Annotated in this window: 10 protein-coding genes and 1 pseudogene; 6 read left to right on the top strand and 5 right to left on the bottom strand. The window is 60.2% G+C overall.

Annotation, left to right across the window (positions count from 1 at the left end; genetic code table 11):
* The first annotated feature begins 22 nt into the window (after positions 1-22).
* Complete coding sequence (locus tag NMG80_RS06495; RefSeq protein WP_254017378.1) at positions 23-1,498, top strand: NAD-dependent succinate-semialdehyde dehydrogenase; 1,476 nt, start codon at positions 23-25, stop codon at positions 1,496-1,498.
* Between the two features lie 328 nt (positions 1,499-1,826).
* Here the strand turns inward: NMG80_RS06495 and NMG80_RS06490 are convergent, their stop codons facing one another.
* The gene (locus tag NMG80_RS06490) at positions 1,827-2,057 is read right to left on the bottom strand and encodes a hypothetical protein (protein ID WP_254017377.1); all 231 of its coding nucleotides are present in this window, start codon (positions 2,055-2,057) and stop codon (positions 1,827-1,829) included.
* 706 nt (positions 2,058-2,763) lie between these two features.
* On the opposite strand from NMG80_RS06490, the gene NMG80_RS06485 reads away from it, so the two are divergent.
* Complete coding sequence (locus NMG80_RS06485) at positions 2,764-3,537, top strand: HAD-IIA family hydrolase (RefSeq protein ID WP_254017376.1); 774 nt, start codon at positions 2,764-2,766, stop codon at positions 3,535-3,537.
* A 349-nt stretch (positions 3,538-3,886) separates the two neighbouring features.
* Positions 3,887-4,306, top strand: a complete 420-nt coding sequence (locus NMG80_RS06480; RefSeq protein WP_367185933.1) for an aminotransferase class V-fold PLP-dependent enzyme — start codon at positions 3,887-3,889, stop codon at positions 4,304-4,306.
* 760 nt (positions 4,307-5,066) lie between these two features.
* Here NMG80_RS06480 and NMG80_RS37750 read toward each other — a convergent pair.
* The 4 genes and pseudogenes from NMG80_RS37750 to NMG80_RS06460 form a co-directional block, all read right to left on the bottom strand.
* Complete coding sequence (locus NMG80_RS37750; protein ID WP_254017458.1) at positions 5,067-5,369, bottom strand: DNA -binding domain-containing protein; 303 nt, start codon at positions 5,367-5,369, stop codon at positions 5,067-5,069.
* A gap of 328 nt (positions 5,370-5,697) precedes the next feature.
* Positions 5,698-5,874: pseudogene (locus NMG80_RS06470) on the bottom strand (transcriptional regulator domain-containing protein); the annotation flags it as partial.
* A 413-nt stretch (positions 5,875-6,287) separates the two neighbouring features.
* Positions 6,288-6,506, bottom strand: a complete 219-nt coding sequence (locus NMG80_RS06465; protein ID WP_254017375.1) for a hypothetical protein — start codon at positions 6,504-6,506, stop codon at positions 6,288-6,290.
* Positions 6,507-6,912: 406 nt separating this feature from the next.
* Complete coding sequence (locus NMG80_RS06460; protein ID WP_254017374.1) at positions 6,913-7,194, bottom strand: hypothetical protein; 282 nt, start codon at positions 7,192-7,194, stop codon at positions 6,913-6,915.
* A gap of 29 nt (positions 7,195-7,223) precedes the next feature.
* Here NMG80_RS06460 and NMG80_RS06455 point away from each other — a divergent pair, with 29 nt between their 5' ends.
* The 3 genes from NMG80_RS06455 (at position 7,224) to NMG80_RS06445 (ending at position 13,107) form a co-directional block, all read left to right on the top strand.
* Positions 7,224-9,308, top strand: a complete 2,085-nt coding sequence (locus NMG80_RS06455; protein WP_254017373.1) for a prolyl oligopeptidase family serine peptidase — start codon at positions 7,224-7,226, stop codon at positions 9,306-9,308.
* 177 nt (positions 9,309-9,485) lie between these two features.
* Positions 9,486-10,178, top strand: a complete 693-nt coding sequence (locus tag NMG80_RS06450) for an OmpW/AlkL family protein (RefSeq protein WP_077376143.1) — start codon at positions 9,486-9,488, stop codon at positions 10,176-10,178.
* 595 nt (positions 10,179-10,773) lie between these two features.
* Positions 10,774-13,107, top strand: a complete 2,334-nt coding sequence (locus NMG80_RS06445; protein WP_254017372.1) for a S9 family peptidase — start codon at positions 10,774-10,776, stop codon at positions 13,105-13,107.
* The last annotated feature ends 638 nt before the right edge of the window (positions 13,108-13,745 follow it).

Below are 13,745 nucleotides of genomic sequence, written 5' to 3'. Positions count from 1 at the left end.
CGCGTTTGAGAGGAATCCGGTATTGCCCCTGTGCCTGCCGATGATCCGCCACCTGAAATCCCCGGACTTGTTTGGCGCTATCGATCGCCTGCCGGCGCTCGGCACGCCGGTTAGCGAGCGGACATTCGAGGTCCTCAACCCGTCGAGCGGCGAAGTGCTGGCAGAACTTCCCGACATGGGTGTGGAGGAGACACGCGCTGCGATCGACAAGGCCTACGTAGCGCAGCCTGGATGGGCGGCGCTGACTGCCCGAGAACGCAGTGACGTTCTGTGGCGATGGCATGAGCTGATCATTGACCACGCCGGTGATCTTGCCGCCATACTCACTGCAGAGATGGGCAAGCCGTTCCCCGAAGCCACGTCGGAGGTTTCGCATGCGGCCGCATATCTGCAATGGTACGCCGAAGAAGCCAATCGCATCTATGGCGAGACGATCCCCGCACCCTCGACAGACCGTCGCATGCTGGTGATCAAGCAGCCGATCGGTGTCGTCGGTACGATTACGCCGTGGAATTTCCCAGCGTCGATGGTGGCGCGCAAGATCTCGCCGGCCCTGGCGGCGGGCTGCGCGATCGTGCTCAAACCTGCTGAACAGACGCCGCTCGTGGCAGGCGCAATGTTCGCCCTCGCGCACCGAGCGGGCTTTCCCGACGGCGTCGTCAACCTGGTCTATGCGTCCGAAGGTGATGGCGTTGGCCGCGAACTCTGCTCCAATCCCAAGGTCCGAAAGATCAGCTTCACAGGCTCGACCGAAGTTGGGCGGCTGCTCATGCGCCAGTGCTCGGACCAGATCAAGAAGGTCAGTCTCGAGCTCGGCGGCAATGCGCCTTTCATCGTCTTCGACGACGCCGATATCGCCGCTGCGGTTGACGGCGCGATCCAGGCGAAGTTCCGCAATGCCGGCCAGACTTGCGTTTCAGCGAACCGCCTTTACGTTCAATCGAGCGTTCACGATGAGTTCGTCGAGAAATTCGTGGAGAAAGTCCGGCGTTTATCGGTTGGCGACGGCTTCGCGCCGGGAGTCGACATCGGACCGCTCATCGACATGCATGCTTTGGCGAAGATCGAGTCCCACATCGCAGATGCCGTTGCCAAAGGTGGCACAGTTCGATGCGGGGCCGAACGTATCGGCAAGGATGGCACCTTCTTCGAACCCACAGTCCTCACTGAAATCTCCAGCATCATGGCGGTTGCGCAAGAGGAGACTTTCGGGCCGCTGGCGCCGGTCATTCGCTTCGACGATGCGAATCAGGTTGTGCGTGAGGCCAACGACACGATCTACGGCCTCGCCGCCTATTTCTATGCCTCGAACCTTAAGCGCGTCTGGCGCGTGGCCGAGGCATTGGAATATGGCATGGTTGGCATCAACACGGGGCGTATGTCTTCGGAAGCTGCGCCCTTTGGCGGAATGAAGCAGTCTGGCATCGGGCGGGAGGGTTCCCGCCACGGGCTCGAAGATTACCTCGAAATGAAATACCTCTGCATGGGCGGAATCTGATCTCTATGTGGTGGACACCTCAGGCACAGAATGAACCAAAGGGATGATCGAGCGGTTTGGCGAACCTTCTTGCGGCTGGGGTCGTCTATCGCGACCCCAGCCTGCGCGCCTTAAGTGTGCATCTAGACGCCCAGCTACGTTGAACCGCCTCCACGGCGACGAGCCGAGGCGCCGGTACCGGACGGTACGTTGCTCATCCTATCCAACCGCGGCAAGCATCTCATCTGTGCGGGGCGACAGCATCGAGAAGTGCCCGGAGATCCACGCCGCCAACAGCTTACCCTTACATGGACATCCATGACAGGTTCGGCCGATCGCTCGTTTGGGCTCATAAATTGCGCCCTCGTGAACGACGTATAGCTTCTTCGAACGGGCAGGTCCCGATCGCCCTTCGGCGCCCATAGGGTTGAGGGCCATTTCCAACCCACTTTTTCGGCTCGCTGTCGTCAAATTCAATAACGGGATGAGCGCCCTTTCCGACGTGCTTGAATCGACGCTCGCCCTTGTCGTAGCGCCGCCCTGTTGCCTTTTCATTCTTTGCAATGCCGGCCGCTGCCATTTTCTATCTTCGCTATGCCAAGCATCGATACCCGGCCGCCGCCCAAAACGAAGTGTCTTCGGGCTCTGCTTCAAAAAACGCCCATAAGGCGCAATACCTCCTGTTCCTGTTGCCGCGGCCCAAGCTCGGCGACTAGGCTTTTGAACAGGTCAGGCTCGCGAAGGGACATCGCAGGCGCCCGACTGTTACCTGACTTGGCGGAAACGCGAATCAAATGAACGGGAAGACCACTCGCGGTCGGCGTCAAGTTTCGGTACTGAATCACACCTTGCGGGAGCGACCCCCGAAATCGTTCGATAGGCTGTCCAATTATGTGGGAAGTCCGCCAAGGCACCGGCTTGTTTGCGTCCGCGGAGCGAGACAATGCTGGGGTCCTTCACTTTGGAGCCGTCAATCACGATGGTTCTGCAGAGAAACGTCTCGCCAGGCCAGTGGTTCACGCGAACTAGGACGCGATCGTCCATCAGATGCGCTGACACAGCGAACGTCGTCAACCCAACGGTGCAGCGCGTCCGCACGGGCGAGCGGATGACGCCACCGACACTTTTTACGCCGCAGCGTCCTTATTGCCGCACAAGCAATTGAGCGCCCTTCGCGCATCGCTCTGAATCGGTACAGTCGCCGGCATTCTCGCCTGGAGAAGATACAGTGACACAAGACGTGTCCAAGCCGTGCATCCACGAAAGACATTGAGGGTTGAGATCCAATGATTATAGCGCATCTGCTCGACATGGACGGGGTCCTGGTCCGCGGCGGCCAACCGATTGCTGGCTCGGTCGACTATGTCGCCGGGCTAATCGCCAAGGGTGAGCCGTTTCAGATCTTCACCAATAACTCGCGCTTCACGCCCGAAGATCATGCCGAGCGTCTAAGAGCGGTTGGCTTCGCCGTGCAGCCAGAGCACATCTACACATCGGCGCTCGCCACCGCGCGGTTCGTGGAACTGCAAAAGCACGGATCATCTGCCTATGTCATCGGCGACCACGGTCTGGTCGAGGCCTTGCGGCAGGCAGGCTGCCGGATAACGGAGTTTGCCCCCGAGTTCGTGGTCCTCGGAGACACCACTTCGTACCACTACGAGCAGATCGCAACTGGCGCCGAGCTTGTGGCGAAGGGCGCGCGCTTTCTCGCCACCAATCCGGATGCGACTGGCCCGACCGAGCGGGGCTCCCATCCGGCATGCGGTGCAGTCGCAGCACTAATCGAGAAGGCCACCGGCTGTCAGCCCTATTTCGTCGGGAAGCCGAACCCGTTTATGATGCGCAACGCGCTCGACCGGCTAGGAGTGCGAGCTGTCGATACCATCATGGTCGGTGACCGCATGGACACCGACGTGCTCGCCGGGCTGGAATCGGGCCTGAAGACAGCCCTTGTGCTTACTGGGGTGACCAAACTGGCTGACATCGAGCGGTTTCCATTCAGACCGGACCACGTGGTCGAGTGCCTTGCCGATCTGGGCCAGATCATCGTGAACCAATAAGCCGAACGCACCCCTACACGAAGACCGAACGCTCCCTCTACGTTCCCAATGGCGGCCGTCAACCTGGGCAATTATCTGGAGGAACAGCTGGCCGCATCCAGAAAAGAAGTGATAAGCGGGACAACTTGGTCGAAGTACACCCATGTAGCCCAATGCAGGCCGGTCTTGGCTTCTATGAAGCAAGAGTCTTCGACCGAAGAGTCTCGCGCGCCGAAGTAGGCTACCAGCGAATGGGTCAGGCTGGATCGAGCCAGATGCGTTCGCTGCGACACTCACGCCCGACACCGCCTTCGTTTCTGTCATGGCTGCGAACAAACGGGTGTCGTTCAGCCCATTGGAGTTTTGACCGATATCGTCGCCGCCTCGCTCCGGAGGCAATCCTACACATGGACGCCACGCAGGTCGTATACCCATCGATCTGACAGAGGAGTTCGTCGAAGTCGACCTGCTCTCCCTATCGGCGCATAAATTCCAAGGCCCGAAAGGCGTGGGCGCGTTGTACATTAGGGAGGGGTTGCGCCTCGAACCGCTTTTTTATGGTGAACAGGAGGACGGGCGACGGGGCGGGACGCTGAACAGCGCAGCAGCAGCCGGACTGGCCGTTGCCGCGGACAGGCGGCTCGGCGGCTGCGTGTGGCGAGTGGCATCGAAGCGCTTCGAAAACAACTTTGAACGGGAGTTGGCAATCCGCCTGCCGCAAGTACGTTTTAATGGGCTTCAAGCACCGCGCCTTCCAAATACGTGCTCTTTGACCAATCCCGTGGTGTGAGGCCGATGCGATTGTCGAGCGCCTGGCGATGCGCGGAATCTGTCTCTCCACAGGTCCGCCTGCCGCGCTGGCTCCACCGCTCCGTCGCATGTGCTGACGACGATGGGGATCAGCTATGAAGATGCTAAATCTACGCTGCGAGTGGGCCTTTCCACATTTACTCCAAAGGCGGATCTCGAGTTGGCAATGGCTGAAATAGTCGCTGCCGTGAATACGGAGCCACAACGACCGCGCTCGAAGTCTGACAATTCTTCTAGGCCTTGCGCTTCGTTCACGTAATCATGGCAGACGCAGCGGCAAGTTTCGCCTCCTCGACTGCCTTTCGGCACCAGTCCGCATAGTCGGACGCGAAACATTGCGCCTCTAATTTGAAGTTCTGAACGCGAGTACGTCTGAACACGGATGCCCGGCAGGAGGCTGAGCTCGCTGCCGGGCCGGGTACGCCTTGGGAGGTGGCGTAAGTCAGCGACTCTCGTGGTGCTGGGAACCACTCAGTTCGCGCGTTTTGCTGAATAGCGTGCATGTACCGTGCCAAGTCAAAACAGCGTGTAAAACACCCGAGAGTCGGCTTCCTCTACGTTGCGTAGCCAACAGTGTCGGCTATTGGACAATACCGAACGTGCCTCTCGGCATCGGCCAACGCTGAACCAGAGCGCACCCGCAAGACCGTTCGCTGCCATTTCGACCGGGCGAACTGGTGGTGACCGGGTTCTAGCTCCGAACCGTTCGCCGGCTGACGCACGGCGCGGACTGTCACTTTTCAAGCGAGGAAATCTCTGTACCCTCCATTCATGAGCGCGCGGCCACGAGAGACGGCGCGGCGAATGCGGTCGCGCAGATGATCGCGAGGATCCCTCCAGTCGGCATGGACGCGCCGTTGACCCATCAGCGCTTCGGCGAGTTCGCGATGTGACGCCCCAGCAAGTGAGCCGTCGAGCGCACGAAGAACGAAGGTTAGACGGGGACCGCGTCTTTCCGCCGGAAACAAGCGGGCAGGCAGGTGTTGACCCAAACTTAGAGAATTGAGGCACTCGAGTGCCCTCAGGCGGGGCTTCGAAAGCATTGCTGGCCAGATTGCCTCGGTACGGAGGCAGACAGGGTGCAAGACATCGGCGCCAGAGACGGCGAGCTGGAGCGTATGCTCCACACTGCGAAGAAGAACATGCTGACCCTTGTCGGGCGCCAGCAGGACCGTCCCACGACATGGCAATGCAGAGAGCTCGAACGGCGCTGTCGCCGACCATGCAGACAGCTGTTCTGCAATGACCGGCAGCACATGAGCGCACCATAGCGGAGACCAGAATACGAGCGAATTGCGCCCATAAGACTCGGCGAAACAGGACACCCCAGCGTGACAGGTCACCGGCCGACGTGACCACGTCGAGCGAGGATCGGTGGGACAAAGTATTGGCCTGCTGGCTTGCAGCGATCACGTCACACTGGAATGCTGGATTGCGGCGTAAGAATTCCCAGGCCCATTCGCGCGGCGTCAGACCAGTGGTGTAGTCGTACGACCTTTCATCCCGCCAATCAGCCTCATCCGCGCCAGTCACGAGAACTGTAGGCATGACTGTGCCCCTCTGCCCGCCCCCAGGGACGTCGAAACACCGTGCCACTTGGCAAAGCACCGGCGCCGAGGGCACCAGAGGTCGATGGCGTCGTTTCGTCGAAGCGTGTGCCATTGGCACTGTCGAGGGCAGAAGACGCGCGAAAATAGCGACCAGGCCGTCGAACCCGCGCAGCGACAGCCAGCGCGGCCTGAGCACGCCAAGGGAGTCGGTTTGATAGCGGCGATCGGCTCCTGCATCCCGTTCGAGACGTTCCTTGAACGTGCAGTGGTGTGGCGCTGGATTGCACGCTCATTGTGGGCAAGTTGTCGTAGCGCCGGCGCTATAAGGTGAGTCATCGCAGGTCTCCTCGGGGGAATTTCCACCATTGGAGGCCAAGTTTCACGCTATGGCAGCCTGTATAGTTGTACAGGTTAAGCCGGCTGTTCAGTGGACCGCAAAAACGAACCGGCGAGGCGCGCAATCGCTTCTTTTGGCGGTGCTGACGCGGCGCTTTCTTTGCCGGCCGTTTCGAGATGGAGCGCGGCCGGGCTCGGCTTGCCCCTGCTGCAGCCGATTTCCCAGGCAGACTTGCCGCCGCACTGCCCTTGTTGCGGTATACCAATGCGCGTCAGCGAGACATCGTCGATCATTGGCTGCCTCGCCGAGAGCACGCCGAGCCGGAGCTTCCCTGTCTCCTGACCCTCGTAGCTTGCATATTGAACGACGGTTCGCCAGCAGCCGAAGTTGGCCTAGCGACCACTCCAATGTGCCCGTTGGAACGCAGCTTGCTGGCGCGATCGGCAGACTGCAAGAATGCAATCAAGGGGACAGTACAGACCAAGATTGCTTGCGGGGCCTGGACAACCATCAGGTCGGCCGAGCGGCGCCCCATCCCTTTCCTCGGATCTCCGATTTTACCGCTGGCGGTGTCCAGACTCACAGGCGCAGCCGGCTCCGTCACTCACGGCATCCATCACCTCATTTGTATCTGCCCATTGAATCCAGCTGCGTGAAGCGTTCCAGAGCGAAGATGTTGGGGTCAAGTCGTTGTGAGCTTCACTGCTTGAGTTCTGCACGGTGTCCGCGCCGGAGGTTGATCCGGTGATTACGCTGTGCGCTCGTTGTCGGATTCTCGACGATGTCGGACATGTGACACAACGCTGCCAGAGCGATCGCATTGGTCGGAAACGATTTTCCCAGTTGGCACGACAGATGCAGTCCTATGCGCAAAAGCACTGCGACCCGCACCGACTGAGAAGTAGCCAGCTGATGATCACGCTTTTCGAACATGCGGGCGCCGCCGCCAACACTGAGCGTTCTCGAGCAGACGGAAGCCATTGCGCTTTCATTCCTCTGGTTGTCCGGACATGACCGAATTCGATTTCCGGCCAACTGTGAATGCACCCGACGATGACCCCCACCTTTGGCTTGAAGATGTAGGAGGCGAACTGGCACTTGCGTGGACGGCAGGCCAGTCGGCAAACACCCTGAAGCACTTCGGTGGGACGCAGTTCGAGCGCGACCGGGCGGCGCTGACAGCGGAATTCGACCGCCCCGACAGGATTCCCCTGGTCACGCGCCGCGGTCAGTACCTCTACAATTTCTGGCGAGATGCCAGAAATCCGCGCGGACTGTGGCGCCGGACCACGCTTTCCGTCTACATGAAGGCGGATCCCCAGTGGGAGCTACTGATCGATCTGGACGCCCTCGCGGGTAGCGACGGAGAGGACTGGATCTGGGGCGGCGCGTCGATCGAGCCCGAGAGACGGGAAAGAGCCGTTCTGCGCCTCTCGCGCGGCGGCAGCGATGCAGTCGTGCATCGCGAATTCGACTTCAGCTCTCTGAGCTTTGTCGCCGACGGTTTCAATCTCCCCGAGGCCAAGGGCGACATTGATTGGCTCGACCCCAACACTCTTCTGCTTTCCAGTGCGCTTGGTGATGGTATGGCCACGCGCTGCGGCTACGCACGCACCGTGCGACTGTGGAAGCGTGGCGCAGATCCCCTCACCGCGCCGGTAATCTTCGAGACCGGTTCCGAAACCCTGGGTGTGTCTGGCCATCTGGATCGTACCGCCGAGAGCGAGCGCCTGTGGTTCGTCGAGCAGCTGGCCTGGCTCGAGAAGATAGTCCGCATTGGTGATAGAAGCGGGCCGAAGATTGAGATCGACCTTCCTCAGGACGCCAGGTGGGATAACTTCGGCGATTGGCTGGCGGTAAAGCCGCGCAAAGCATGGACGGTTGCCGGGACGACCTATTGCGCCGACGCGCTGATCGGCATCTCGCTTTCCTCTTTCCTGGCCGGCGAGCGTCGTTTTAGTACTTTGTTTGAACCAGCCGAGAGGCGCTGTCTGCAGTCATTCTTCTGGAATGACGGGAAGCTCATTATCGGGTACCTGGCGAACCTCGCTCCGAGATTCGAGGTGTTCACCCCGGGCCCGCAGGAATGGACACGCCGAGCCCTGGACACCCTGCCCGCGCAAGGGGCTGTTCACCTCTGGTCCCTCGATGCGGAAGATCACGAGACCAATGGAGAGGTCCTGGTTTGCGCTCAGGATCCGATCACCCCGCCGCAGCTTTTCCTATTCGATCTCAATTCCGCGCCGCCTCTCAGCGCTTCAGTAATCCTGAAGCGCAGCCCGGAGACTTTCGACGCATTCGGACTGGTGGTCACGCGCCACGAGGCAGTCTCGATCGATCATGAGATGATCCCCTATACGCAGGTTGGTCCGGCGAACGGGAACGGAGATGCCCCGGTTCACCTTTCCGCCTATGGCGGGTTCGGCATATCGCTCCTGCCCTACTACTACTCCTCGCTCGGCAAGCTGTGGCTCGAGCGCGGCGGCACGTGTGTGGTGGCGAACATCCGCGGGGGCGGCGAGTTCGGCACCCGCTGGCACGATGCCGGGCGCAGGGAGGGCAAGCGTCTCGCCCATGACGATTTCGCCGCCGTTGCCGCCGACCTCGTGCGAAGGGGCATTACGCTGCCGAGGCGGATTGCCGCCGAGGGGGGCTCAAATGGCGGTCTACTGATCGCTAACATGCTTACCCGCTATCCTGAGCATTTCGGCGCGCTGTTCTGCACGGTTCCGCTTGTCGACATGCGCCGCTACACCAAGCTACTGGCGGGCGCGAGTTGGATCGACGAATATGGCGATCCCGACAAGGCTGACGATTGGGCTTTCCTGAGGGAAATCTCCGCCTACCACGCCGCGTCGCCGGGACAGCCCTACCCGCCTATCCTGCTCGCCACCATGAGACGCGACGACCGCGTCCACCCGGGCCATGCGCGTAAGATGGCCGCGAAACTGCAAGCTCTTGGCTATCCCGCTTACTTCTACGAGCCCAGCGCCGGCGGGCACAGCTACGCCAAGGACAATCGCGAGCAAGCCGCATTCATCAGTCTTGGCACCAATTTCCTTCGCAGCGCCATCGGCTGGCACGCCTGTTCATAAACCAGGAGCCCGACAAGAGCGAATTTCGAACAAGTGAGTACAGGTCGATGGCTGCGAGAATAGTGCAAAAAAACGCGTGCACAATTTGCGCAAAATGCGCGCCCGCGCTCCGTCGATATCATCAATACTGGACTATTTACAGTGAAGCTTATCATTTATAGAGCAAGGAGAAATATCATGGCAACAAAGCGAATGAACTGGGCGCGGGGAGTAACAGCGGCCGTCGTCCTGATGCTGGTAGGGCAGCAGGCGGCCGCGGCAGACCTTGCAGAACCGTGCGACCCGGATCAGGGTGTCTTGTTCACGGAATGGCCAAGCCCCTGGCAGATCCGCCTGCGCGCGTTGGGGGTCATTACTGAGGATTCGGGCTACGTTAACGCGGTGCCCGGCTCCAGTCTTTCGTATTCCAACAGCGTGACGCCGGAACTCGATATTTCGTATTTCTTCACGGACAATGTCGCAGCCGAGCTTATCCTCGGCACCACCTATGCCAACATCACAGGCCAAGGCTCGATCGGCGCGCTGGGGAACATCGGCAAGGTTTGGCTGCTGCCGCCCACGCTGACATTGCAGTACCACTTTACCGATTTCGGCGCCTTCAAGCCCTATGTCGGCGCTGGCGTGAACTATACGATCTTCTATCATCAGGAAGCCGGCAGCGCCGATGATCTCAAGGTCAAGAACACGTTCGGCACCGCGCTGCAGGTCGGGTTCGACTACATGGTCGACCAGCACTGGGGCGTCAACTTCGACGTGAAGAAGCTTTTCCTGAAGCCAGACTTCGACGTCACCGTAGCCGGCAACAAGCAGACGGGGAAGGCGGAGCTCGATCCCTGGCTGATTGGCGCAGGCGTCACGTACCATTTCTGACGCCGGCGAAGTCGGCTTACGCACAGCCGAGTCGAATGAAGGGCGCCTCGTGCGCCCTTTTGCCGTGGGCCCGACGGTCCACTTTTGTCAACCCGAGATACACCCAAGTTCAATGTGACTTGGGGTTGTCCGAGCTGTCGGATATGCGACGTTAATGTCGTTCACCCGACACAGCCAGTCCGATCGATTGCCGTGATCTAAAAGGATCTCCTTTGGCGCGCATATTGCATCGTTCATCCGGACACGGATCAACGGACTGACGACAGCCATGCAGAGAATGTCGATAGCCAACGCTTTGTGCCGGGCCCAATTACGGCCCTTCCAGGTGCAGAAAAAGGAAGGGAGTGTGATTGCAAGCGTCATCGGGCTTTGAATTCCATCATTGTGGACATGGAAAATACCCTGCTGGCTCTTCAGTCTGGCTCACCCGGCCAGTTCCTGGATATCCGCGTAGGGCGCACGGGTCATTGTGACTGCCGTCTCGGCTACACCCGCGTGCTGACCCCTTCGAGCAACGCTCAGCGCTGCTGCACACCGGCGATGAAAAGCCAGATCCAACAATGCGTCTTCCGAAAACCGAAAGAGGTGAACAGATATGTTCAAGATCGGCGCTTTGGCGCTCGCGGTATTTATTCAAGGGGCATCGGGATCGGCAACCGCTCGAGCGCTGGCCAACGGTTCGAACGGTGCACATCCACCGCTAGCGCTGAGCGATTTGGAGCGGGCACTGACGATCAACGATCGCTATCGCGGGCTCACCGTGAATGTCCCCGAGGGGCCGTTCTGGCTGAATGGAGCCAACGCGTTCGTATACCGCCGGACTACCCATGGCGAGCAGCAGTTCATGCGGGTCGATGCTGCCACGGGTTTGAAACGGGCCGCCTTCGATCAGGCCCGTCTGGCGGCGGCGCTAAATGAAGCGAGCCATAAGAGCTATCAGGCCGGCGATCTTCCCTTCGAGCGTTTCGAATTGACCGAGGATGGTCGCAGGCTCGACTTCCTGATTGAGCAGGTCCGGTGGAGCTGCGACGTTGCAAGCTATGCCTGCACCAGCGCAAAATTGACCGCCCCGGACTTTCAGCTCAGCCACCACTACACGCCACCGGCTGAGAATAACCCCGACCAGCGGAGCGTCTCGCCCGACGGCAAATGGATCGTCTATATAAAGAACTACAATGTTTTCCTGCGCAGCAAGGACGGATTGCAGGATGTTGCGCTGAGCCGGGATGGATCCGAGGGCAATTACTACGTCTTTTCGACACTGAGCTGGTCGCCGGACTCGCGCCACCTCGCGGCTTACCGTGTTCGCCCCGGCTTCAAGCGGGAGCTCCACTACCTCGATTCGTCGACGGACCAGTTGCAGCGCGAATATTCGACAATGGTCTATCCCAAGCCGGGCGATGTCCTTCCGCTGCCCCAGCCGGTCCTGTTCGACATTGCCGGCCGCCGCCAGATAGTGATCGACAACGCCCTGTTCTCCAACCCCTTCGAACTTTCCGCTCTCCAATGGTGGGCGGACGGTCGCGGCCTTACTTTCGAATATAACCAGCGCGGCCATCAGCTCTACCGGCTGGTCGAGGTAGACGCCGCCACGGGCCGCGCACGCTCGCTGATCGAAGAGACCAGCACGACCTTCGTTGATTACCAGCCGCTGGTGATGAACCAGCACGGTACCGGGAAAATCTTTCGTTACGATGTCGACGACGGGAAGGAGATCATCTGGGCGTCCGAGCGCGATGGGCACGAGCACCTGTATCTGTTCGACGGCCAGACGGGCGCGCTCAAGAACCAGATCACCTTCGGTGAGTGGGTGGTTCGGGCGGTCAACCATGTCGATCCTGTCAAGCGCCAGATCTGGTTCGAGGCGAGCGGGATGAACCCAGGGGAGGACCCTTATTTCGTCCATGCGTACCGCATCGGCTTCGACGGTGAGGGGCTGACTGAACTCACGCCCGAGCCGGCCAACCACCATGTCGAGTTCTCTCCCGACGGCCGCTATTATGTCGATCTCTGGTCACGCATCGATCTGCCGCCCCGCATGATGCTCTACCGCGCCATCGATAATGCCAAGCTCATGCAGGTGGAGACCGCCGACATGTCCGAGCTCGTCCCCGCCGGCTGGCAGCCTCCACTCAGCTTCCACGCCAAGGGGCGCGACGGCAAGACTGACATCTTGGGCGTGATTCACCTGCCCGCCAATTTCGATCCGAAGAAGAAGTACCCGGTGGTGGAGAATATCTATGCCGGGCCCCAGGGCTCCTTCGTACCAAAATCCTTCTCAAGGCGGACAGAGCCGCTCACGCAGCTGGGCTTCGTCGTTGTGCAGATCGATGGCATGGGTACCAACAACCGCTCGCGCGCCTTTCATGACGTTGCCTGGAAAAATCTGAAGGACGCAGGCTTTCCCGATCGCATCCTATGGCACAAGGCGGCCGCCGCGAGGTATCCGTGGTACGATATCTCCAATGTCGGCATTTTCGGCTGGTCCGCAGGCGGCCAGAGCGCGGTGGGCGCGCTGCTCTTCCATCCCGATTTCTATAAGGTCGCGGTCGCCAACAGCGGCTCCTACGACAACCGGATAGACAAGATCTGGTGGAACGAAAAGTGGATGGGGTGGCCAGTCGGCATTGAATATTCCCAATCCTCCGCCATCGACAATGCTTACAGGCTGCGGGGCAAGCTGATGATCGTCGTCAGCGAAATGGACCACAATGTCGACCCGTCCTCCTCGCTCCAGCTTGCCGACCGACTCATCAAGGCGGGAAAGGATTTCGACATGGTCTATGTGCCTGGTGCCGATCACGGCGCCCCAGGCATCTATACTGAGCGCAAACTCCTGGACTTCTTCGTTCGCAACATTCTCGGTCAGACCCCACCCGACTGGGACGCTAAACGAACCGAGCTGCAAAAGAGCAAATCGTCACGATGATGGCTTCGGCAGTTTCTGCCTATAGCAATCCTCGCGCCCCTTTTGTTGGCTGTGATCGAGGTGGCGAGCGAGCGGAGAACCGCTCGGACGAGCGCCTGCGCCGATTCCTGCGCAACGGGCCTTAGCAAGACGGAAACGGGAACGATTTCCGACGCTCGACGGCCGCAAAGCGGAATTGAGGACATGGCGCCCGGCCTCTGCCTTCGATGACGGTACGCTTCTGGATTGCATGCTTCGTTTTGCTCCGCTCGCCAATCGCGGCTTTCCCTGGAAGCCGGACGGAAGCGGGGGTGGGCGGCGAGTTGCGACCGGAAGGGCCGCCGTCCAGGCGGACCGCATCCAAAGGACCGGAACGAAGAGAAGGACCCGAAGCGAGAGCGAAGGGTTGCGGGATGACGCGGCGGCCCTAGAAGGGAGTGCCGCCTACCCTGCTCCGCCGGGGGCCCAAAAAGAAGAGCTGCACCCGCCCATGCCCGCGCCAGGACGGGAGCGGAATGGCTGAGACGCCTGAGATTGCCGAATAAAACCGGGGCTGGTCCGCCCGGCAACCGTGGCTCCGGGAGGCGCACTGGCCCAGCTACGTTCGCAGGCTCAACAGAATCTCGCACGGGTCATGACCTGCCACCGGATTTTCATCC

It is taken from the genome of Mesorhizobium escarrei (genome assembly GCF_935825525.1).
Taxonomy (GTDB): domain Bacteria; phylum Pseudomonadota; class Alphaproteobacteria; order Rhizobiales; family Rhizobiaceae; genus Mesorhizobium; species Mesorhizobium escarrei.
Note: the sequence above shows the minus strand (reverse complement) of the source record. Positions and strands in the feature narration are given on the sequence as shown.